The organism is Calditrichota bacterium, assembly GCA_020637445.1.
GTDB lineage: Bacteria > Electryoneota > RPQS01 > RPQS01 > RPQS01 > JABWCQ01.
In genome coordinates, this window is the sequence record JACJVZ010000001.1 from 1,134,706 (window position 1) to 1,155,413 (window position 20,708).

Sequence of the window (20,708 nt, forward strand, 5' to 3'; positions counted from 1 at the left end):
TCAGTTTCTTGAGCAAATTACGTGTAGAATCAGCGACTAAAATCAATCGGCTTCGTTACTTTGTCGAAATAGAGACGGAGACCGAGTTGCGCGTAGCCTCCGGAAAGATTGACTTCCATGGGACGGCTTCCTCCGAGAACGCTTACGGAAGAGCGCACGCCGGGCGAGGACTCGTAGCTGAAGTTATTGGAGTTCGTCCAACGTCCGCCGCCGCCGAGATACAAACCGGTCTGTTCACTGATCATGAACTCGAGACCGAGTGAACCGATCAAACCAAACGAACGGCCGGTTGCGTCGTAGTAATAGCGGCGAGTAAAATCATCTTGAACTTGCAGTTCGGTGTTGTAGTACGCGAGGCCCACACCGAAGTTCAGGTTCAACTTCTCTGACGGATAGGTTACGACCGTTGCTTTCGCATAGAACTCATTGGCGTGCATGAGGATTTGGCCGCTGGAATCGCCGGAAGCGTTATCGACGAGATTTTCCACGTCGAACAACGGATTATAGCCGATTTCCCACATTTGATGACGTGCAGGACGATAGATAATTGCAATGTTTCCCATCGCGCCGCCGTCAGACGTTGTAGCCGAGTTGCCAGAACGAAGACCCAACAGGTAGTCCCTGCCGAGAGTCACGTCACCCATATCATAGATACCATAGCCGCCACCAAATTGAACGCCATACTTACGCGGGCTATCGTAAGCGAAGCTTGCCGTCGAGACCGACAGTGTCAGCAGTACAGCGATGCACAAAAGTCCCATTAGTCGGTTCATTCTCTGCCTCCGAATTCCAAGGTTGCTAAAAAAGGAAGGATAGTAGTTTCTTAGTTATTTGACGCTGTTGTATCAGCGTTATTCGAATCCTTGACCGCAAGGCGACCGCGCAGATCTTCCAGTCTGCGTTTCGCATTGATGTCATTAGGAGTCATCGCGACCCAATTTTCCAAGAGCGCGACGGACTTTGCCGTTTGGCCGAGACGGTCGTAGCATTGCAGCAGTCCGCCGATTGCCTGACCGTTTCTCGGATCCATTTCCATGATCCGTTCGAAGTACTCGGCAGCCTGTCCGTAGGCCTCGGACTGGTACATAGTCGTACCGGCCGTGTAAAGCTGTTCCGCGGTCGGGGTTTCGCCGATTGCCGACTTGATAATCTGACTGGCCCTTACCGTGTCTTTCATTTGACCGGCATAGGTTGCCGCGATTCTCAATTTGGCATCGACGGAAACATCGGTACGCTGCTCGGCCCAATCAAGTCTCTTTTTGAGTTCGTCGTTGTCTCCCAGATCGCTGAACATGCGGCCGATCTGCAAAGAGAGCTCGACGTTCGAAATCGGACGAATCTCTTCAGGAATCAGTTGGTCCATTTTGCGCATCAACGTCAGCGCTTTGTCACGGTTCGACAACTTGTCGAAGTTAGCCCACTGTTCGTCCAGCGTCGAATAGGACTGAGGTTGGAAACCCGGTGCATCCGGCTGTGAACGGTAATAGTAGGCAAGCTGCAGGAACATCGAACGATAGTTTTGCAGCAGTTTGGAGACGTTGTCGTCAAAATGTACGCCGGGGTCATTGATACCGCGGAAATGACCTGCGAAGTTCTCAAAGATATTCTTCTTGATCATTTCGGCGTCGATTCCGAGCGAACCGCCGGGCGTGATCTTGAAGACCAAGCCTTCCATGGTCAAGAAATCACGCAAACCGACCATGTTTGAATTGGCCACGGTGACCGCAAAATAGATAGACTTTGGCGTCGGCGTTTTCGAACGATCGTAGTTCGTGCGCAGAATGTCAAGGATCATTTGATCTTGAACTCGCAGGAAGTTCGGATCACGCGGCTCGCCCTGCTTGTAGGGAATGTACACCGCACCGGGCACGTCCCACGACATTCTACCTTCGGGCGTATTCAGTTCGATCTTGTGCTTGTCGGCAGGCCAGTAGCGGGACAAAATCGCTCGCGCATCTTGTCCGTCCACATAGGTGTCGATATAGGCATCGTTGAAGGACAACGGCACCTTCGGCTCGCGGTCACGGAGCTGCTTTATGTACCAGCCCGTGTTGAGCAAACTGAGGTTGACCAGTCGCACGTCCTTGCGGACTCCTTCCACTTCCTGCAGATACCAGACTGGGAAAGTATCGTTATCGCCGTTGGTAAAGATGATTCCGTTCGGGGCACAAGACATAAGCATATTGTAGCTGTAATCCCATGCCACATCGTTGCCGGAACGGTCATTCATGGTGTAGTTGCGAGCCAGCAGCATTCCCGGTGTGAGAATGATCAAAATTGCCAGTGCTCCGGCAACCACGCCCTTCGATTCCTTGGCCTTGCTGGAAATCCAATCCAGGGCCGCACTGGCACCGAAACCGATCCACATAGCAAAGGCAAAGAACGCACCGACGTAGGAATAATCACGTTCACGAGGTTGGGGATCGTCCTGATTGAGGTAAAGAATAATCGCATACCCCATCATGAAGAAAATAGTCGCGGTGATCAACCAACCTGTTCGATCCCGGCTGTACTGATGGAAGAAACCCCAAAATCCCAGTAGTAAAGGCGCACACGTCAAGATTGCGAGCCAGCGCAAGATTCCAGTCGGATTGGCCGTAAGTAATCCAACTATTGAGTACGTCGGCGCAACGCCCGCATCCTGATATTCAGCCTCCGGAGCCCCATCGCGGCCCACGAACTGCCAAAGCAGGTAACGGTTGAACATCTTGTTAATCTGGTAATCCCAGAAGTAGTCCCACTCGCTTGAATAGGCAGGGTTACCTTTCCACATGCGGGGGAACATCGCGCGGTCACCGTATTGCTCACGGTTGAGGTAGCTCAGGAAGGCGGACGGAGTTTCCGGATCGTTCTCGTCGATCGGGGGATTCAAGCCGGATCGGATGTAAATCATCGTGTAGGCCGAATACCCAATGATCACGAGCAACAAGCCGGCTACTGCGGTTCCGATAACACCGTGACGGTTTGAAGCCGCCCACCAGAAAACTCCGGCGAGCACAATTACCAAGATAAACGGTGCGGCCAAACTTCCAAACTTGCTGGCCATTGCCGGGAGCCACTTGACGACGCCCGGATAGACCATAATAAAGACAATACCGGTACCGATGATTAGCGCGGCAAAGCTCTTTAGCTCGAATTCGCGACGGCGGAAGTAGATAACCAGTGCCAACGCAGGGATAGCAAGGATCATCAGCAAGTGAACGCCGGTGGCAAGTCCGATGACGTAGCCAATCAACAGGAGCCAACGTTCGTTGCCGGGTTCATCGGCTTTTTCGTACCAGACCAAAATCAGCCAGACCACAAGGTGGGTCAGAAGCTGGCTCATGGCATAAACTTCCGACTCGACGGCATTAAACCACATCGAATAGGAGAAAGCCAATGAAAGCGAACCGATGAACGCGCCGCCGTAAACGATGAGCTTGTCAATTTCAGACTCTTCACGGCCTCGGTACATTCTGATCATACGAACGATAATCAAGAAGGCCAAGAGAATCGCAAAAGCGCTCGAGAGCACGGACATCCAGGTCACGCGAACGGCAATGTCCGGCGAAATCGGGATCATGGAAAAAATCCGTCCGACCAAAAGGAAGAGCGGAGATCCCGGGGGATGCGGGACGGACAAAGTGTACGAACACGCAGCGAATTCGCCGCAATCCCAGAAGGAAACAGATTCCGCCATGGTCAAAGAATAAACCACAAGCGAAATCGCGAAAACAGCGGCGGCAAACCACCACTTAGTGTCAAATCTCACAGGCGCGTCTTTAGTTGACTGAAGGTAGTTTGCTTTTTCAAATAGTAACGGGAAACGATGCTAAACGGAAGAATCACGTGATTCAATTCGTCGTCTTTGACTGTGCGCATGGCTTGAACCTTACGTCGTTTGGACCATGTGCGGGGTAAGCTCAACAGAACCGAAGCATGTGCCCACAGAATCGCGAGCGACCGTTTGGGTTCTTTTTTCAACGGGGACACCAGCAACGCCACCCAATCCAGAAAGATCCGGACAGGCATCCGCTTGAATAGATTGCCAATGCTGTAGTTCTTGATGAGCATCGCAAGACTGTTCCTGTGATTCAGGTACATTTTGCGAATTCTCGCTGCAGACAAGGCAGCCCCGGCCCAATGATAGACGGTTCCTCCGGGAGCGGCTACGATTTTGTGGCCGGTGAGCCAGAGCCTCCAGCAGAGGTCAAGCTCTTCCATGTGCATGAAGAAATCCTCGTCGAGCCCCCCTGCCGACAAGTAGGTCTCTTTTCGAACGATTAGCGCGGCTCCGGTAGCCCAGAAAATCTCGCAGGAGTCATCGTACTGGCCGACGTCCGGCTCAGTTTGATCAAAAAGTCTTCCGCGCACAAACGGAAAGCCATAAGCATCCAAGAATCCGCCGGATCCGCCGGAGTACTCGAATTTTGTGTGATCTTGATATTGCTTGAGCTTGGGCTGCGCCGCCGCAATTAGGGGGTCATCTTCCATCATTTCGATAGCTTGTGTGAGCCAATTCGGCTCGACTTCGACATCGAAATTCAAAAGAACACAGTACTTTCCGTCAGCTTGGGGAATGGCCCGGTTGTATGCTCCGCTGTAGCCCCAGTTGTCTTGAAACTCGATAATTTTGACAGTGGGAAAATGTTCGCGGAGGTAGGCTAGACTTCCGTCAGAAGAGCCATTGTCGGCCACGATGATTTCGTACGGACTATATTCAGTGGCCGCGAGGCTTTGTAAGCAACGCGGCAGGAATCTTAACCCGTTAAAATTCAGGATGATAATAGAAACCAGTGGGCGCGGGGTCATCGGCCCCCATTTGGCGGGAAATGTAAAAAAATAAGGAATATCCGAAGGAATGTCAAGCTGACGACAGGGCAAGAAAATGTTCGTCAGCGGGAGGGAATTTTCAGGACGCGGGCATCGTAGAAGCCTCGGGACATAGCTATTCGGTGCAAGGAATCGGCAGATGTCCGTTCGGCATATTGTCCGAATTGCAATCTGTAGAATGGCCAGTCTGCTTCAATGCGACCAGCGATACCAAGAGACTCGGAAGCGCGGTCGTAGAGAGCCTGGGCGCGATCCTTTTCGAGAAAGGTCCCCAACTGAACCGTGAAAACGGTATCGGGAAGCAGTGGCTCGGAAGCCGGGCTCAGAGCCACGTGGCTTGCGGCAGCGGTGAACGTATCGGTGAGAGTCTGCTGAGACTTATCGCCGGAGATGGTGTGAAGCGACTCGGGCTGGGATAAGTCGACATGAAAGGTTTCTTCGATCACCACCACACTGTCCCCCATACCTTGTGCAAACACATCCGGTCCGAGTGACCACGGATCGACCGGCAACTCTCTTTCTTTCAGGGAGTCAGTTTTAAGGCTTGAGTCGGAAGATTTTCGGGAAGGTTTCAGAACCGCGCAGCCAAGGAACGTCAAGAGAACAAGTGCAAGGAGTATTGGATACGTTACAACCCTAAATGTGTTCGATGTCATCATTGGGAATCCAGCCTTTGCGGCCGTCGGCCAGTTGGATTTCAGTCCACTCCGACAAGATTTCGCCGACGTGTACTTTCGTACCGGAATGGAGAGAAAAGAGTTGCGTGGAGTTGTCACTCGGACTTGAGAAGATGTCGCACTTCTCGACCATAACGATGGCCGCGATCCGCGAATCGGCGGAAGCGCGCCAACTGTAAAGCGTGAAGAAGAAGAGCGCGCCAATTCCAAATAGAATCGCGAAACGTGTCGCAACATCTCGGAGCCTGCCGCTCGAATAGAGCATGACGCCGACGGCGACGGCAAGAAGTGCATTGAGGAGAATCAACAACCTTCCTGTTTCACGTACGGGAAATGCGTCGCGCAGTTTGTCAAGATACTGCCAGATTCCAAGTTTCGGAGCTTGCGGAATCTGGTCGACAATCGCACGATTGGCAAGCAAAAGGTTCTTGCGCGCATCCTCGTCTTTTGGATTTAGCTTGAGGGCTCGTTCGTAGTGCAGGATAGAATGCTCAATATCTCCCGCGCGGAAATACGCGTTCCCGAGATTATACTCGAGCACCGGGCTCGTAAGACCTGAAGCAGTGATAGAGTTCCATTGGGATATGGCTTCTTGCCATTGGCTTTGGTTATATGCCTGCATTCCCGCATCGAACGCGGGATTAGCGAATGCGGCAAAGCAAGAAACGAGGAGCGCGACGACGAAACGGATCATGCCGCACCCCCTTCAAGCTCGCGCAAAACGCTCTGAAGATTGACCATTACGTCTTTCAAGTCACTTTGCGAAAGTCTGCCCCCGGCGAACCGGCTCACTTCCGCAAGTTGATTCGCTGTCGTCAATGTCTGCCAATGCTCTTGGGAAAGTCCTTGTGCATCCCACTCTGTTTGTTTGTCTTGCCACGTCGCTGTTGGGCTGTAGATTCCGGTCCATTCAGCGGCCACGAGCTGTGCAACTTCGATTAGCGAGCTCGATACTTGCTCGGGCTTGTTCTCGGAGTTAGCTTTTTCAGCCATGCTTAGAGTCGCGCGTGCTTTTTTAAGAATGCGGCGGCGGCGAGCCGACAGGGTCTGTCCCGCTTGAACTTGTCGTCTGACGGCGAACATCACACCGGCAAGAAGAATCCACGGAGTGCCAAGTCCAAACCAGAACGTAGTGGATTGGTGGGGCAACCGATTGAATGGAACAAGTTCTCCGAGTCCGGGCTTGACATACGAAATATCTTGCCCAACCGTTTGGACTTCACGTTTGCTCGCTACGGGAAGGGAACCATCGGATGCACGGGAAGATCCCCGCGTGACATTTAGAGTAAGCGGGCCCGCCTTGAGCTCATCATAGCGCTGAGCGACGGGATCAAAAACGGGCAAGGAAATTTCGGGGATTGTCTGTGTTCCGGGAGCTCGGGGAATCAACACGATCTCAAAGGTCTTTGCACCCGTAATATTGTCCGGACCGCGCTTGATTGACTCGGAGGTTTTCGGATCAAAAGCCTCAAAGTCAGGCGGCAGCGCAACGACCGGTTTGGGAATCGTCTTGATGTTTCCCGAACCTCGCACGAGTACGGTCAAAGTTACGGCATCGTTCGTCTCGCAGTCACGTTTGTCCAGACGTGCCGAAAGACTGTACTTTCCAACGGCAACATCGCCTTGCGGCCTGTTCGTCTCCGGCAAGGGATCAATCTTCAGCTTGAGCGAACGACACGTAACTTCAATTGACTCGCGTCGTGTTCCAAATCCAAAGAACGGATCATTAAACGGATCATTCACACGTCTCCGGTTGGCATTTCGTCGTTCAACCTGGATTTGTGCGACCAACGGATCGACCGTCAGTTCTCCGGCGGTCGTCGCGAACAAAGCGACCTTGCGAATCACGACAGATTTGTAACTTTGGCCGTCGACAACCTCGTCACGCGGGACAAGCTGTGACGGCATGTCGAACTCTTCAGTCCAGAATCCCGTTGATTTGGGGAGTTCCTTGAACTCAGGAGCGTAAACGGACGTTGAAAAATAGAGTTTGTAGGTCAGAACAATCTGTTCGCCGACAAAGGCTTCGCGCTTGTCCGGCGTCACCTGAATAAAGACTTCGTCTCGCTTGCCGCTTGAATTGCTTGACTCATTTGAGACCACGATTTGTATCGGCGACGTCGTATAGTTCCGACCCTTATAACTTACTTGAACGGGGCCGATTGACGCACTACCGGGCGCTTTTGTCTTAAAATAGTAAGTAAAACTCTTTTGAGACGAAGCACGACCGTTCACAATGGATGTTTGCGTGGAAGTGGACGGGCCGCCAACCAAGTCGAGATTAGTGAAATCGTTGGGTTGTGGCGTGGGAACACCAATAGCCGCGCCAGTGAGCGCAAAGGTTACTTCAATGGTCTCGCCGACTCGCGCAGAGGTTCTGTTGGCCGTCGCCGTAAACTGAACTTGGGCGAAAGCAAGCTGTGCGAGCAAAGCAATTACGAACAGCGCTCGTGTCACCAGTCCTTCTCCCGTTTCTTTCGCTGCGCGATTTTGGCTTGGCGGACCTTTTCCAGCGTATTTTGCTCGTCCTGAAGGAGCGCGTTTAGAAGCTGCTCGGCTTCCTCTTTCGACATCTGTTGCGGCTGAGGCCGGGCCTGTTGCTGCTGCATCGAATCGCCTTGCTGCTCCTGATTTTGTTCTTGTTGCTGTTGCTGTTGTTGAGTTGAATCAGGCTGCTGCTGTTGCTGCTCCTGCTGATCTTGTTTCTGATCTTGTTGCTGGTCCTGCTGCTGATTCTGCTGGTCCTGCTTTTGCTGATCTTGATTCTGTTGTTGATCTTGGTTCTGGTCCTGATCTTGCTGCTGTTGCTGTTGTTGCTGCTGCTGTTGCTTCATACGCAGAGCAAGTTCAAGATTTTTCTTTGCGTCAAGATCTTCAGGGTTCTGACGAAGAGCCTCAATGTACGCGGCGATCGCTTGATCGAATTTCTGCGCTTTTACGCCGGCGTTGCCCATATTGTAGAAGGCATCGCTCAATTGCTCTTTTGTGCGGGTACTGTCCAACGCGCCCATATAGAGTTTCATAGCGCGCTCATATTCGCCGGCGTCGTACATGGCGTTTCCGAGATTGTACATGACAATCGAGGTGTCCGCTTTGTCTTCAAGAGCTTTCACGTAATTGTACTGTGCTTGATCGAATTGACCGTTCTGAGCGGCCTTGTTGCCTTTGCGAACGTCCGTTGAGGGCAATCCTGCAAAAGAATTACAAGCGATCACGGACAAGACAAGGAAAACGACAAATAATTTCACGTGAGTTTCCTCCGTGTGTCCGCCCCGAAGCCCGCGAACTGTCCAGACCGTTCACCGATCAGGAATTCGAGGATAAGCAGCAGGAGTGCAGGAAAGACCAAGTTCATGTAGCGGTCTTCGAATCCCGTAAACTGCATTTGTCCGAATTCCGTTTGCTCCATCTTGCTCAAATCACTCCAAATCAAATCCAGTTCTTTCCCACCGGGGGTCGCGCGCTGGTATTTACCACCTCCCGCGTCGGCAATCTCCATCATACGTTCTTCGTTCAGTTGAGTGACGATGACTTGACCTTGCGCGTCTTTCTTGTAGCCGAGTTTTCGACCGGCGGCATCGAATTGCGGAATTGGAGCTCCGCTGGGCGTACCCATTCCAATCGTGTAGATTGTTACGCCCTTTTCGTGTGCTTCGGCAGCCGCGGTAATCGCGTCTTCTTCGTGGTCCTCGCCGTCCGTGATGATGATCAGAACTTTGCTCTTAGTGTCTTCGTTTTCGCTAAAGGCCTGAGTTGCCATACGAATTGCATCGGCGACAGCCGTGCCCGGTTCGGGGACTATCGAGGTATTTAGAACACGGTTCAGCAGCTTGACTGCGCTGTAATCCGTGGTCAGCGGACAATGATAGACGGCACTACCGGCAAAGGCAATCATGCCAACACGGTCGCCTTTTAGTCCGTTCACGAATTTTTGGATGGCGAATTTTGCGCTTTCAAGTCTTGAAGGAGCGTAATCTTCGCACAGCATACTCGAGGAAACGTCTACGGCAATCAACACGTCAACGCCTTCACGCTTGACTTCTTCAAGCCGGGTGCCGACTTGCGGGCGCGCGACCGCCACAATCAAGAGAGTTGCGGCGAACAACCATATTCCCATGCGCGTCCACTTGCGCCAACTGCTTTGACCATAGGCGACGCGGTTCAGCAGCGGAGCCGGAACAATCAACGCGGCGAGTTTGCTCCCCCGGTAGATCAAGAAGACCCACGCCAACGCAACCACCGGTATGAGCAGCAGGAGCCACAACAGTTCAGGATGCTCGAAACGTATCACGGGAGTTTCCTGAACCAAGTTAAACCCAACAATGCTTCAAGCGCGAGACAGATAAGCGCGGAAGCGAGCCACGGTGCGAAGAGTTCGGCGGTTTCTTTGTATTCTTCGACCTGAATTTTGGTACGTTCGAGGCGGTCAATTTCGTCGTATATGTGCGCGAGACTGGCATCGTCCGTGGCCCGGTAGTACCGTCCACCAGTCAGATTTGCAATCTCTTTGAGCATATCTTCGTCAATATTGACTTGCACGTTTTGATAGCGTTTGCCAAATACGGACTCAACGGGATAGGGGGCCAAACCGCGCGTTCCCACACCGATGGCATAAATTCGTACACCCAATGCTTGCGCCGCCTGTGCGGCGGTGACGGGGTCAATTTCACCCCGGTTGTTTTGTCCGTCAGTCAGCAAGATTACCACTTTTGATTTTGCGTCCGACTCGCGCAAGCGGTTTGCCGCCGTGGCCAATGCCATACCTATTGCAGTGCCGTCCTCGACCATTTTCATCTGAATCTTGCTCAAGAGACTCAACACAACGGCATGGTCGGTCGTGAGCGGAACTTGAGTGAAGCTCTCCGCAGCAAACGGAACCACAGCAATACGGTCGTGTTCGCGCTTTTCGACAAAATCAGCCGCGACTTTCTTGGCCGCTTCAAGCCGGTTCGGTTTCAGGTCTTCTGCGGCCATCGAAGTGGAAATGTCGATACACAAAACAATATCGATGCCTTCGATAGAGCGTTTGCTTTCGCTGTCAAAACTCTGCGGGCGGGCCAATGCGACGATCAATAGCGAAAGACCGACCACGCGAAAGACGAAGGGAATATGCCGCAAACGGACACGCGCACTCTTCGAAAGAGTTTTGACATGTTCAATCGTAGGAAACCTGAAATCCGAAAGCCTGTTGTTTTCCCGGAAGAAGTAGACATACGCCATCCCGGGAATCAAAAGGAAAAGCCAGAAGAACTCAGGGTGAGCAAAACTCATACGGCTTGCTCCTCTTTGCGGACTTCCAAACTCGGTTTTGTGCGATCTACAATTGAAAATCCGAGGTCGACAATTGCTTCCGACTGCGCGAGTGCGGGAATCTGCTTGGCAAATTTTACGAGGTCTGATTCACGAAGCACAGGCAATAGCTCTTCACGCAGGCAAGAGGGAATGTTTTCACGTTTCAGTTCGGCCGCAAGTTCGTAAGTTGTCATTTCAAGGGCAGGGAACTCAAAGCGGCCCTCGACATAGCGGCGCAGTATCTCGGAGAACTCACTGTATTGCTCTTTCAACATGCCGCGCTCGGGATATTTTTTTTCCTTAAGCGCGATCAGTTGACGCACGGCAAGCTCGGCGGGCGGCAACGGAGGCGGTGGCGGTGGTTCTTCACCTTTCTTGGGACGCTTACGATAACGAACCCACGCGTAAACCAATCCGGCGAGGATCGCTGCCGCCAAAGCCCATGGCCAATACTCGCGCGCAATATCGGCAAAACGCAACGGGTGGTCTTCGTAGGGCTTATTTGGCAAAGGAGTACTTGCCGTATCGGGAAGCACGGACTCAATCGCGACTTCACGCGGTTCAGTCCAAACCGTGTCCGTCACTTGTCCTTTGTCAAATATCAAGACCGGAAGAGCAGGAATCTCAACCGTACCGGTGTCATAAACCGCGGCATAAAACTCGAAGTTATTGCCGGACATTTCTCGTTTGAAGTCAAACGGCAAGACTCGCACCGGAACGTCGTCAGGTTCGATCACTAACACGCTGTCCGCAACCGGAATTCTAACGGTGTAGCCGATAGGATCGCCGATTCGAACAGTGTCGACCGCAAACGCAGCGCCGAAGATGGCGAGCAGTGCAATGCAAATAGACCGTGCGCGCATCATCGTCTGGCTTCGCGCCGCTTAAACATCGTGACCAAACTGCGGACATAATCTTCCGTCACGGTAACAGGCACGTAGTCCGCACCGGATCGCTGCATCAATTGCTTGACACCATCCTGCCAACGTCTGTACTCGCCAAAGAGCGCGCGTTTGCCGTCTTTGCTTGAGCTGTCGATCCACATCGACTTGCCTGATTCGGCATCATGCAGTTTAACAAGACCGGCATCGGGCCAAACAAATTCGCGCGGATCGACCAGATGCAAAGCAAGCAAGTCGTGTTTGCGCGCGCAGACTCTCAACGGTCGAACATATTCTTCGTCAATAAAGTCTGAAATCAGAAAGACGATCGCGCGCTTTTTGACGACGTTAAGCATGTATTCGAGCGCAACGTTCAGACTTGTGCCGCTGCGTTTGGGCTCGAAGGTGATCAGCTCGCGCAAAATACGCAGAATGTGCGGGCGTCCCTTGCGGGGCGCTACAAATTTTTCGACCCTGTCGGTAAACAGCAGCAAGCCGACCTTGTCGTTGTTCTTAATGGCCGAGAAGGCCAGAACCGCGGCAAGCTCGGCAGCGATTTCCATTTTGAGAGCGCGTCCCGAACCGAACATCGACGAACTGGAAACGTCGACCATCAGCATGACGACGAGTTCGCGCTCTTCTTCAAACAGTTTGACGTGCGGACGTCCGGTGCGGGCAGAAACGTTCCAGTCGATCGTGCGCACGTCGTCGCCGATCTGATACTCGCGTACTTCGGAGAAATTCATGCCGCGGCCTTTGAATACCGCGTGGTACTCACCGGACATGATTTCATTCACGAGTCCGCGAGTCTTGATCTCAATTTGCCGGACTTTGCGGACGATTTCTCGTGTGTCAATCACGGTTTAGGGGACCTCGACCGCTCCGAAGATCTTTTCGACAATCGCTTCAGTTGTCACTTCTTCAGCTTCCGCTTCATAAGTGACTCCGATACGATGGCGCAGAACATCCAACCCGATGGCTCGGATGTCTTCGGGAACGACATAGCCGCGATGACGCAAAAAGGCGTGGGCACGTGCGGCCTTCAAGAGGAAGATGGACGCGCGCGGCGAAGCTCCATACTGAATCAACGGCTTCAATTCGGGAAGTTTGTGTTGTTCGGGCTGGCGGCTGGAAAAGACGAGATCAAGCACATAGTCTTCGATCTTGGGATCGACATAAATCGACTCGACCAGCGAGCGAATGCGCAAGAGTTCCTCTGTCGTAGCAACCGCACGGGTGGTCGGCTGCTCAGTCCGAGAGAACGTGCGCATAATGCGCGCTTCTTCTTCGCGGCGGGGATAGTCCACCTTGACTTTGAGCATGAACCGGTCAACCTGTGCTTCCGGAAGCGGGTAGGTTCCCTCCTGCTCTATGGGGTTTTGAGTGGCCAAAACCAAGAACGGTTGCGGGAGCGGATAGGTGTGGTCGCCGATAGTGACTTGCTGCTCTTGCATGGATTCGAGCAGGGCCGACTGAACCTTCGCAGGCGCACGGTTGATTTCGTCAGCGAGGACAAAGTTGGTAAAGATCGGACCTTTCTTAGTTGTAAAGGCTCCGTCTTTTTGATTGTAAACCAAGGTACCGACTAAGTCCGCAGGAAGCAAATCAGGCGTGAACTGAATACGCTGAAACTGGGCAGAAACGGTGGACGCCAAAGTCTTGATTGTGAGGGTTTTGGCCAGCCCGGGTACGCCTTCAAGAAGCACGTGTCCATTAGAAAAGAGCCCGATTAAGAGCCGTTCGAGCATGTACTTCTGGCCAACGACGATTTTCCCCGCTTCGGCCAGAATTCGGTCGGCCAGTTCGGCTTCCCGCTCAATACGAAGAGTAAGTTCCCGGATGTCCGCATCCATACAAGTTTCTACTTTCTAAGTTGTTACCGACAGTCTACTGTGTTTATGAGAATAAACACCTGAACGAATTGCTTGGTTCCCATGGGAACAAAAAAAAATTAGACCCCCTCTCGGGGATCTAAAATGAACGTGTCTTACAAGGCAACCTTAACCCTGAGTCTTCTCGGTGGAATCGGGTGTACCAATGAGCTTATTCAGTTCGTCAATTTGATTCACATCCTGTCCCAAATGATCAAGCTCCCACTGTGCATCTTTGACAAGATTGTCTTCCGGGTAGTTCTTGATAAAGACTTGGTAGGCAGCTCGAGCCTTGTCCTCATCCTTGAGGTGGTTGGCATAGAGATAGCCGATCATGAACTGGCACTTGGGGGCGAAGCCGGATTTCGGGTACTTTTGAACGAGTTCTTCGTACGCCTTGATTGCCGACGGGAAATCACTTTGCTCTTGCGCGGCTGTGGCTTTGTCGAAGATCTCTTGTTCGGTAGGTCCAGACTTGCAACCGACAAGCGCAAACAACCCGATAGTCAACGACAACAGGGCAAGACGGACAACTGCTCGACGCATATTGATGAACCTCATGGTTTCGAATGACAGAATCAGCCTGGCGGCCAGCGGAAATCCCGGCCCCCAAGGAGGTGCAAATGAAGGTGCGGCACGGATTGCCCCGCAGACTCCCCATTGTTTATAACGACACGATACCCGCCGTCTTTTAAGCCAAGGTCCTTGGCGAGGTCCCTGGCCGCACCGAGGAGTTTTCCCAACAAAGGGTCATCAGCTTTGGTTGAATCAGAGATTCCCACCAGAGGCCTTTTGGGGATGATCAGGACGTGGGTTGGGGCTTGCGGGTTGATGTCCCGAATCGCAATTAAGTCTTCGTTTTCCAAGAGTTTGTCGGCGGGTATTTCACCATCGATAATTCTCCCGAAAATCGTCTTTTCCATTTTACTTCTTTGCGGCTGCTTTCGCTGCGCGAATTTTGGCGCGAATCCGGCGCAATTTGGCGCGGTGATGACGCTTCATCAAGGTTTTGTTGCGTCCCATTTTGTCCTCTTTCGTAGTGCTTTCGTTTTAAGTCTCTCAATATAGGGCAACTTGCGCAAAGATTCAAGCCCGAAACCGCTGGAAATGGTCGAAGGCAAGGGCTCGGCAGCTTGACAAGTTCCGTGAAATTCGTTAGATTCGTGCTTCTTTCCGGAGTAGCTCAGCGGTAGAGCGGGTGGCTGTTAACCACTAGGTCGGGGGTTCGAATCCCTCCTCCGGAGCAGGAACGGGCTGGCGATGAAACGCTGGCCCTTTTTTGTTGGCCAAAAGTAACCATATATGACTGAATTTACGACTGTACTCGCCTTGAAGTTCCGGCAATTTCCCTGTATATTGTGAAGTTATCAACTCAAGTAGCCCTTCCCTTACCATGTCAACGCGACTGACACCCCAAGACAGATACCTTTTTAATGAAGGCAGCCACTTTAGGTTGTACCAGAAACTGGGAGCTCACATAGAGACTCGTGATGGTCAACCGGGAGTGGTTTTTTCCGTATGGGCACCTGACGCCCGCGAGGTCTCGGTGATCGGCGACTTCAATAGCTGGAATCCGAATTCGCACCCTTTGGTTCAGATTGAATCGAGTGGCATATGGGAAAGTTTTGTCGCGGACGTGAAGGCCGGAGACAACTACAAGTATCATATTCGTTCCCGCGTCTCCCGATACGAAGTCGATAAAGCAGATCCTTTCGCGTTTCGTACGGAGATGCCGCCGAAGACAGCTTCAGTGGTGCATGACACATCCTACGAATGGCATGATCATGAATGGCTGGCCGGGCGCTCGAAAAGAAACGCGGACGACGCACCGATCAGCATTTACGAAATGCATTTGGGAAGTTGGGATAAGGTGCGTGACGATCACAATCGCTCGCTGCACTATCGCGAACTGGCTCCGAGGCTTGTCCGTTATCTGAAAGAGAATGGCTTCACGCACGTGGAGTTTTTGCCAGTGATGGAACATCCCTACTACGGATCGTGGGGCTATCAAACAAGTTCGTATTTCGCACCGAGCGCGCGCTACGGCGCACCGCAAGACCTGATGTACCTAATCGACCAACTTCATCAGCACGGATTCGGCGTGATTTTCGATTGGGTGCCTTCACATTTTGCGACGGATGAGTTTTCACTGGGATTTTTCGACGGGACTTACGTTTTCGAACATGCCGACCGCCGTCAGGGATTTCATCCGGACTGGGGCAGTTTCATCTTTAATTACGGCAGAGACGAGGTTCGCAGCTTCTTGATCAGCTCGGCCTTTTTCTGGATGGACGTTTATCATGCGGACGGTTTGCGAGTGGACGGCGTCGCCTCGATGCTGTATTTGGACTACTCCCGTCAGGACGGCGAATGGATTCCGAACCAGTACGGCGGAAAAGAAAACATCGAAGCCATTGAGTTCTTAAAGCGACTCAATCATGAAGTGTGCACAGCCTTTCCGGGAACGATTCCCGTAGCCGAGGAGAGCACGTCGTGGCCCATGGTGTCGCGCCCCCCTTATATCGGGGGACTTGGTTTCAGGATGAAATGGGACATGGGCTGGATGCACGATACGCTTGAATATATGAAGCTTGATCCGGTGTTTCGCAAGTACCATCACCATTTATTGACGTTCCGCATGCTCTATGCGTGGACGGAGAATTTCGTACTGCCGCTCTCACACGACGAAGTCGTGCACGGCAAGGGCTCGCTCTTGAACAAGATGAGCGGGGACATGTGGCAGAAGTTCGCGAACTTGCGCACGCTGTACGGGTATATGTGGGGCATGCCGGGGAAGAAACTTCTGTTTATGGGAGGAGAAATCGGGCAATGGCGGGAGTGGAACCACGACGACTCCGTGGATTGGAATTTGCTGAGTTTTCCGTCACATGCCGGAATGCAGAAGTGGGTTCGCGACTTGAACAAACTCTATTTCGAAGAACCCGCGCTGCACAAAAATGATTTTCATTCCGAGGGTTTCGAGTGGATCGATTGCAACGACAGCGACCAATCGGTTTTTACGTTCTTGCGGCATGGCGGCGAACACGACAGCGACATTTTAGTGGCACTGAATTTCACGCCCGTGCCGCGTTACAACTACTGCGTTGGGGTCTCGACCGAAGGCGACTGGGAAGAAATCTTGAATAGTGACGCCGAAGCCTACTGGGGATCCGGAGTGGGAAACTTGGGCCACGTCACGACGGAACGGAAGTCTTCACACGGACGGCCCTGCTCTTTGCACTTAACGATTCCGCCGTTGGGAGCCGTATTTTTTAAGAGCCCCAAACCGAAGGTAAAGAGTGACGGGTAATCCGAGGATTGTTTCTCTGATTGCCAGTGCGACAGAAATCGTGTGTGCGCTGGGAGCTGAGAAATGGCTTGTGGGAATCAGTCACGAGTGTGACTATCCGGAGCATGTTCTGAACCGTCCGCGCTGCACGTCGTCGCGGATTACCTCTGAAACAGACAGCGGCGAAATTGACGCGCTCGTCCGGTCAATGGCGGATTCCGGCGAGTCGCTCTATTCGGTCGATGCGACCACTATCAAGCGGCTTGCGCCGACTTTGATATTGACTCAAGTGCAGTGCGAAGTTTGCGCGGTGAGTCCGCGCGACTTGGAAGGAATTGGGTTGGAGACTCTCGAGACGGCTCCACAAGTTCTGCCGTTGAATACGTTCGGACTGGAAGACCTTTACACGGATATTCTGCGAGTCGCCCGAGCTATCAGACTCGAAGGCCACGCTTTTCGGCTGATAGACAAACTTCGCGGAAGGCTCGATACACTAAAGCAGAGAACGAAATCTTTTCCGAAGAAGAAAGTCGCGTGCCTTGAGTGGCTTGATCCTCTCATGATCTCGGGCAATTGGATGCCCGAACTCGTAAAGATGGTAGGTGGAAAGGCCGTGCTGACTAATGACTGGGGAAAGTCACGGACGATCAGTTTTGACGATTTGTGTGACGCTGATCCGGACGTGATCGTTTGTATGCCGTGCGGATTTGATTTAGAGCGAACTCTGTTGGACACCCGCAAATTTGGTGAAGATTTGCGTTGGCGTGAACTGCGCGCTTATCGTAACGGAATGACATATGCCGTGGACGGAAACTCGTATTTTAACCGTCCCGGACCAAGACTTGTGGACTCGGCGGAACTGATGGCGCAACTCCTCCACCCTGCCGTGTTCGATTTCCCTGACTATTTGAATTTCTACAGGACTGTCGAATTCGACAACTAAGAGGAAGAGAGGCGACGTGAGCGAACACAAAGGAAGTCTATTCGGTCAGCTCAGGCAATTCGGCCGGGCATTTTGGATGCTCAATATCATGGAGATGATCGAGCGTCTTGCGTACTATGGAGTGCGCGTCGTGATTCCGATTTACATTGCGCAGGCTGACGAAATCAACGGATTGCACTTCACACAGATACAGAAGGGGCAGATATTCTTCGTGTGGGCACTGGTGCAATCATTGGTGCCAATGTTTTCCGGCGGGTTTGCCGACAGATACGGCTACAAACGCACGATTGCGTGGAGTATCGCTCTGAAGGCCGCGGGTTATCTACTGATGGCGACGCAGCGTGACTACTTCATGTTCATGTTTGGCTGTTCGGTACTGGCGTTCGGAACTGCGGTGTTCAAACCGGGAATTCAGGGCACGCTGGTCCAATCGATCAAGAAAGAGACTTCGTCTGTAGGATGGGGCACTTTCTACATGGTCGTGAACATCGGTGGTTTTCTTGGGCCCCCGCTTGCTCACTTTCTGTATGGAATTTCGTGGCCGGCCGTGTTCTTTGGCTGCGCGGTGATTGTCAGTATGAACTTCCTGATGCTGCTCACCTATAAGGAAGTTCCGGCAGGTGGCGACCAAACCGGCAACCCGTGGACGATTTTCAAGACGACGTGCATCAACATGGCCCGCCCGTGGTGGTTGATTCCTGCGGCGGCCGTTGCGATAGTCTTGGTGTACGTTCTCCCTCTGCCTGAGAATATTCGTTTGGGCGTCGTCGCGGTATCGCTCGGTGCACTCGTGATTCGAACGACGCGAGTCGGCGCCTTCATCTGGCTGATGTCCGGTTTCTGGCTGATGTTTATGCAGCTCTTTGACATGCTTCCAAATTTCATCGTCGATTGGGTGGACAGCTCAATGATCGTCGAAGCGTTCCACTTGCCGTCGTGGATGACGGTCGAGACGACTCGCGGCACGATGATTACACAGGAATGGATGATCAACGCGAACGCCGGCTTGATTGTTATTTGCGTGGTATTCGTTTCTTACCTCGTTCACAAGATGCGTCGATTGACGTCGATTCTGATGGGCATGACTATCGCGGCGGGCGGATTGGTCGCGGCGGGTTTTACGATGTCGGGATATCTTTGCTTGCTGGGAATTTTGTGCTTCAGTATCGGCGAAATGCTGGCAAGCCCGAAGATGAACGAGTATCTCGGCGTAATTGCTCCAGAAGGGCAAAAAGCTCTGTACATGGGCTACGCCAATATTCCCTTGGCGATCGGTTGGAGCTACGGCTCACTCCGTGGCGGTGAAGTTTACGACAAACTTGGTGACAAGGCAAACCTCGCACTGCGATATCTTGCGGAAAAGTTCGATATCACGGGGGGAATGTCGCGGGAAGCGATTCAAGCGAAGATTCAAACGTTGGGGGTGGATTCAACCAGCGTTTCAAACGCGCTGACCGACGCATACGTTCAAGGCGAAGGCATTGCGCGAACCCATGCGACTGAGTTTTTGGGCGTCGTGATGCAATCGAACGCCGCAAAAGTTACAGAAACGCTGTGGCACACGTACCATCCCTACAAACTCTGGTACCAGTTCGCGGCAATTGGAATAGCCTCGGCCATTGGTGTCGGTATTTATTCGTACTTCGCACACAAGTGGCAAGAGAAAGATGTTTAGTCTTTAAAGTGACCTTTGAGAAACTACAATGAGCGGTTCAACAAAAATAACTCCGGCAAAACGCACAGCGAACGTGACATATGCAGTACGCGACGTGGTCGTGCTGGCACAGCAAGTCGCGGCGACGGGCAGGGAGATGCTGTATTTGAATATCGGCGATCCGAATCTGTTTGATTTCGCGACGCCGGACCACGTCGTAGATGCGACGGCGAAGGCGATGCGGGACAATCGCAACGGTTATGCGCCGTCTTCAGGAATTCCTGACGCTATCAAGGCGATCCGGCACGACGCGGAGCGCAACGGGATTACGAATATTCAGGATATTTTCGTAACGACCGGCGCGAGCGAAGCGATTGAAGTTTGCATGTCGGCGCTGGTCAATGCGGGAGAGAACGTCCTCACCCCCACTCCGGGATATCCGCTGTATACGGCAGTGCTGGCGAAACTGGAAGCGCAGGAAGTTCCGTATTATCTCGACGAGAGCAACGGCTGGCAGCCGGACATTGAAGACATCGCGAGCAAGATTAACAGCAAGACGCGCGCGATAGTCTTGATAAATCCGAACAATCCAACTGGGTCGGTGTGCGACCGGGCCACTCTGCTGGGAATTTTGGAACTTGCGCGCAAGCACAATTTGATGATTTTCGCCGATGAGATTTACGACAAACTGATTCTGGACGGCGGAGAACATATCTCAATAGCTTCGCTCGATCCGCAACAGCCGGTGATCACGTTTAACGGACTCTCGAAAGCGTATGTCGCGCCGGGATTTCGTATCGGCTGGGGTGTAGTCTCGGGAGATAAGGCGAGAGTGGGTGATTATGTAGAAGCCATCAACAAACTTCTGCGCGCGCGACTTTCGGCCAATCATCCTGAGCAATACGCGATTGCGCCCGCGTTAGACGGAGATCAATCACACTTGACGGTGATCAAAGAGAAGCTGTCGCGCCGCCGGGATATATCGGTGGAAATGCTGAATGCGATCCCGGGAGTTTCGTGTGTCGCGCCGACGGGAGCTTTTTATGCTTTTCCGAAATTGACTATCGAGATGGCCGACGAGAAATTTGTGCAGGAGTTGATCAAAGCAACCGGAGTGGTGACCGTGCATGGTTCTGGATTTGGGCAGCGGCCCGAAACGAAGCACTTGCGCATCGTGTTCCTGCCGCCGGAAGAAACTCTGAAGAAGGCCTACGGATTGATCGGCGAATTCATCGGACAATTCGCGACTGTCGACGTGTAGTTACAAAAGCACCGAAAAAAGAAAAACC

General features: G+C 52.5%; 18 protein-coding genes and 1 tRNA gene. 5 read left to right on the forward strand and 14 right to left on the reverse strand.

What is annotated here, in order from left to right; all coding sequences use genetic code 11:
- Positions 1–29: 29 nt before the first annotated feature.
- The 14 genes from H6507_04780 to H6507_04845 form a co-directional block, all read right to left on the reverse strand.
- Entirely contained in the window at positions 30–773 is a 744-nt protein-coding gene (locus tag H6507_04780; protein MCB9368404.1) for a hypothetical protein, read from the reverse strand.
- Between the two features lie 50 nt (positions 774–823).
- On the reverse strand, positions 824–3,751 hold the full coding sequence (locus H6507_04785; protein ID MCB9368405.1) for a DUF2723 domain-containing protein: 2,928 nt from the start codon (positions 3,749–3,751) through the stop codon (positions 824–826).
- Complete coding sequence (locus H6507_04790) at positions 3,748–4,791, reverse strand: glycosyltransferase family 2 protein (protein MCB9368406.1); 1,044 nt, start codon at positions 4,789–4,791, stop codon at positions 3,748–3,750. The genes H6507_04785 and H6507_04790 overlap by 4 nt, the downstream gene beginning before the upstream one ends.
- Before the next feature lie 83 nt (positions 4,792–4,874).
- The gene (locus tag H6507_04795) at positions 4,875–5,468 is read right to left on the reverse strand and encodes an SPOR domain-containing protein (protein MCB9368407.1); all 594 of its coding nucleotides are present in this window, start codon (positions 5,466–5,468) and stop codon (positions 4,875–4,877) included.
- Positions 5,449–6,183: a tetratricopeptide repeat protein gene (locus H6507_04800; GenBank protein MCB9368408.1), complete on the reverse strand. Its 735-nt coding sequence runs from the start codon at positions 6,181–6,183 to the stop codon at positions 5,449–5,451. The genes H6507_04795 and H6507_04800 overlap by 20 nt, the downstream gene beginning before the upstream one ends.
- The gene (locus H6507_04805; protein MCB9368409.1) at positions 6,180–7,946 is read right to left on the reverse strand and encodes a protein BatD; all 1,767 of its coding nucleotides are present in this window, start codon (positions 7,944–7,946) and stop codon (positions 6,180–6,182) included. The genes H6507_04800 and H6507_04805 overlap by 4 nt, the downstream gene beginning before the upstream one ends.
- Positions 7,943–8,737 (reverse strand): tetratricopeptide repeat protein, encoded by a 795-nt coding sequence (locus H6507_04810; GenBank protein MCB9368410.1) that lies wholly within the window; start codon positions 8,735–8,737, stop codon positions 7,943–7,945. Before H6507_04810 ends, H6507_04805 begins: the two co-directional genes overlap by 4 nt.
- Positions 8,734–9,780 carry a VWA domain-containing protein gene (locus H6507_04815; GenBank protein MCB9368411.1) on the reverse strand — a complete coding sequence of 349 codons (1,047 nt, stop codon included), beginning with the start codon at positions 9,778–9,780 and terminating at the stop codon, positions 8,734–8,736. The genes H6507_04810 and H6507_04815 overlap by 4 nt, the downstream gene beginning before the upstream one ends.
- Entirely contained in the window at positions 9,777–10,760 is a 984-nt protein-coding gene (locus H6507_04820; GenBank protein MCB9368412.1) for a VWA domain-containing protein, read from the reverse strand. Before H6507_04820 ends, H6507_04815 begins: the two co-directional genes overlap by 4 nt.
- Complete coding sequence (locus H6507_04825) at positions 10,757–11,647, reverse strand: hypothetical protein (GenBank protein ID MCB9368413.1); 891 nt, start codon at positions 11,645–11,647, stop codon at positions 10,757–10,759. The genes H6507_04820 and H6507_04825 overlap by 4 nt, the downstream gene beginning before the upstream one ends.
- Positions 11,644–12,519 (reverse strand): DUF58 domain-containing protein, encoded by an 876-nt coding sequence (locus H6507_04830; GenBank protein MCB9368414.1) that lies wholly within the window; start codon positions 12,517–12,519, stop codon positions 11,644–11,646. Before H6507_04830 ends, H6507_04825 begins: the two co-directional genes overlap by 4 nt.
- 6 nt (positions 12,520–12,525) lie before the next feature.
- Positions 12,526–13,515: an AAA family ATPase gene (locus H6507_04835; protein ID MCB9368415.1), complete on the reverse strand. Its 990-nt coding sequence runs from the start codon at positions 13,513–13,515 to the stop codon at positions 12,526–12,528.
- Between the two features lie 147 nt (positions 13,516–13,662).
- Positions 13,663–14,079 (reverse strand): tetratricopeptide repeat protein, encoded by a 417-nt coding sequence (locus H6507_04840; GenBank protein ID MCB9368416.1) that lies wholly within the window; start codon positions 14,077–14,079, stop codon positions 13,663–13,665.
- Between the two features lie 32 nt (positions 14,080–14,111).
- Complete coding sequence (locus tag H6507_04845; GenBank protein ID MCB9368417.1) at positions 14,112–14,456, reverse strand: histidine triad nucleotide-binding protein; 345 nt, start codon at positions 14,454–14,456, stop codon at positions 14,112–14,114.
- Between the two features lie 249 nt (positions 14,457–14,705).
- On the opposite strand from H6507_04845, the gene H6507_04850 reads away from it, so the two are divergent.
- The 5 genes from H6507_04850 to H6507_04870 all read left to right on the forward strand — a co-directional run bounded on the left by H6507_04850 (position 14,706) and on the right by H6507_04870 (position 20,680).
- Positions 14,706–14,777 (forward strand) — tRNA-Asn (locus H6507_04850).
- 149 nt (positions 14,778–14,926) lie between these two features.
- Positions 14,927–16,843 carry a 1,4-alpha-glucan branching protein GlgB gene (gene glgB, locus H6507_04855; protein MCB9368418.1) on the forward strand — a complete coding sequence of 639 codons (1,917 nt, stop codon included), beginning with the start codon at positions 14,927–14,929 and terminating at the stop codon, positions 16,841–16,843.
- The gene (locus tag H6507_04860) at positions 16,833–17,765 is read left to right on the forward strand and encodes a cobalamin-binding protein (GenBank protein MCB9368419.1); all 933 of its coding nucleotides are present in this window, start codon (positions 16,833–16,835) and stop codon (positions 17,763–17,765) included. Before glgB ends, H6507_04860 begins: the two co-directional genes overlap by 11 nt.
- 16 nt (positions 17,766–17,781) lie before the next feature.
- Positions 17,782–19,440: an MFS transporter gene (locus H6507_04865; protein ID MCB9368420.1), complete on the forward strand. Its 1,659-nt coding sequence runs from the start codon at positions 17,782–17,784 to the stop codon at positions 19,438–19,440.
- A gap of 28 nt (positions 19,441–19,468) precedes the next feature.
- Positions 19,469–20,680 carry an aminotransferase class I/II-fold pyridoxal phosphate-dependent enzyme gene (locus H6507_04870; protein MCB9368421.1) on the forward strand — a complete coding sequence of 404 codons (1,212 nt, stop codon included), beginning with the start codon at positions 19,469–19,471 and terminating at the stop codon, positions 20,678–20,680.
- Positions 20,681–20,708 lie beyond the last annotated feature (28 nt).

What these genes read in the sequence shown, in the direction of transcription:
- H6507_04780 (MCB9368404.1), bottom strand. Translation starts at nt 773, where the DNA reads ATGAACCGACTAATGGGACTTTTGTGCATCGCTGTACTGCTGACACTG.
- H6507_04790 (MCB9368406.1), bottom strand. Translation starts at nt 4,791, where the DNA reads ATGACCCCGCGCCCACTGGTTTCTATTATCATCCTGAATTTTAACGGG.
- H6507_04795 (MCB9368407.1), bottom strand. Translation starts at nt 5,468, where the DNA reads ATGACATCGAACACATTTAGGGTTGTAACGTATCCAATACTCCTTGCA.
- H6507_04800 (MCB9368408.1), bottom strand. Translation starts at nt 6,183, where the DNA reads ATGATCCGTTTCGTCGTCGCGCTCCTCGTTTCTTGCTTTGCCGCATTC.
- H6507_04820 (MCB9368412.1), bottom strand. Translation starts at nt 10,760, where the DNA reads ATGAGTTTTGCTCACCCTGAGTTCTTCTGGCTTTTCCTTTTGATTCCC.
- H6507_04825 (MCB9368413.1), bottom strand. Translation starts at nt 11,647, where the DNA reads ATGATGCGCGCACGGTCTATTTGCATTGCACTGCTCGCCATCTTCGGC.
- H6507_04835 (MCB9368415.1), bottom strand. Translation starts at nt 13,515, where the DNA reads ATGGATGCGGACATCCGGGAACTTACTCTTCGTATTGAGCGGGAAGCC.
- H6507_04840 (MCB9368416.1), bottom strand. Translation starts at nt 14,079, where the DNA reads ATGCGTCGAGCAGTTGTCCGTCTTGCCCTGTTGTCGTTGACTATCGGG.
- H6507_04845 (MCB9368417.1), bottom strand. Translation starts at nt 14,456, where the DNA reads ATGGAAAAGACGATTTTCGGGAGAATTATCGATGGTGAAATACCCGCC.
- glgB (MCB9368418.1), top strand. Translation starts at nt 14,927, where the DNA reads ATGTCAACGCGACTGACACCCCAAGACAGATACCTTTTTAATGAAGGC.
- H6507_04870 (MCB9368421.1), top strand. Translation starts at nt 19,469, where the DNA reads ATGAGCGGTTCAACAAAAATAACTCCGGCAAAACGCACAGCGAACGTG.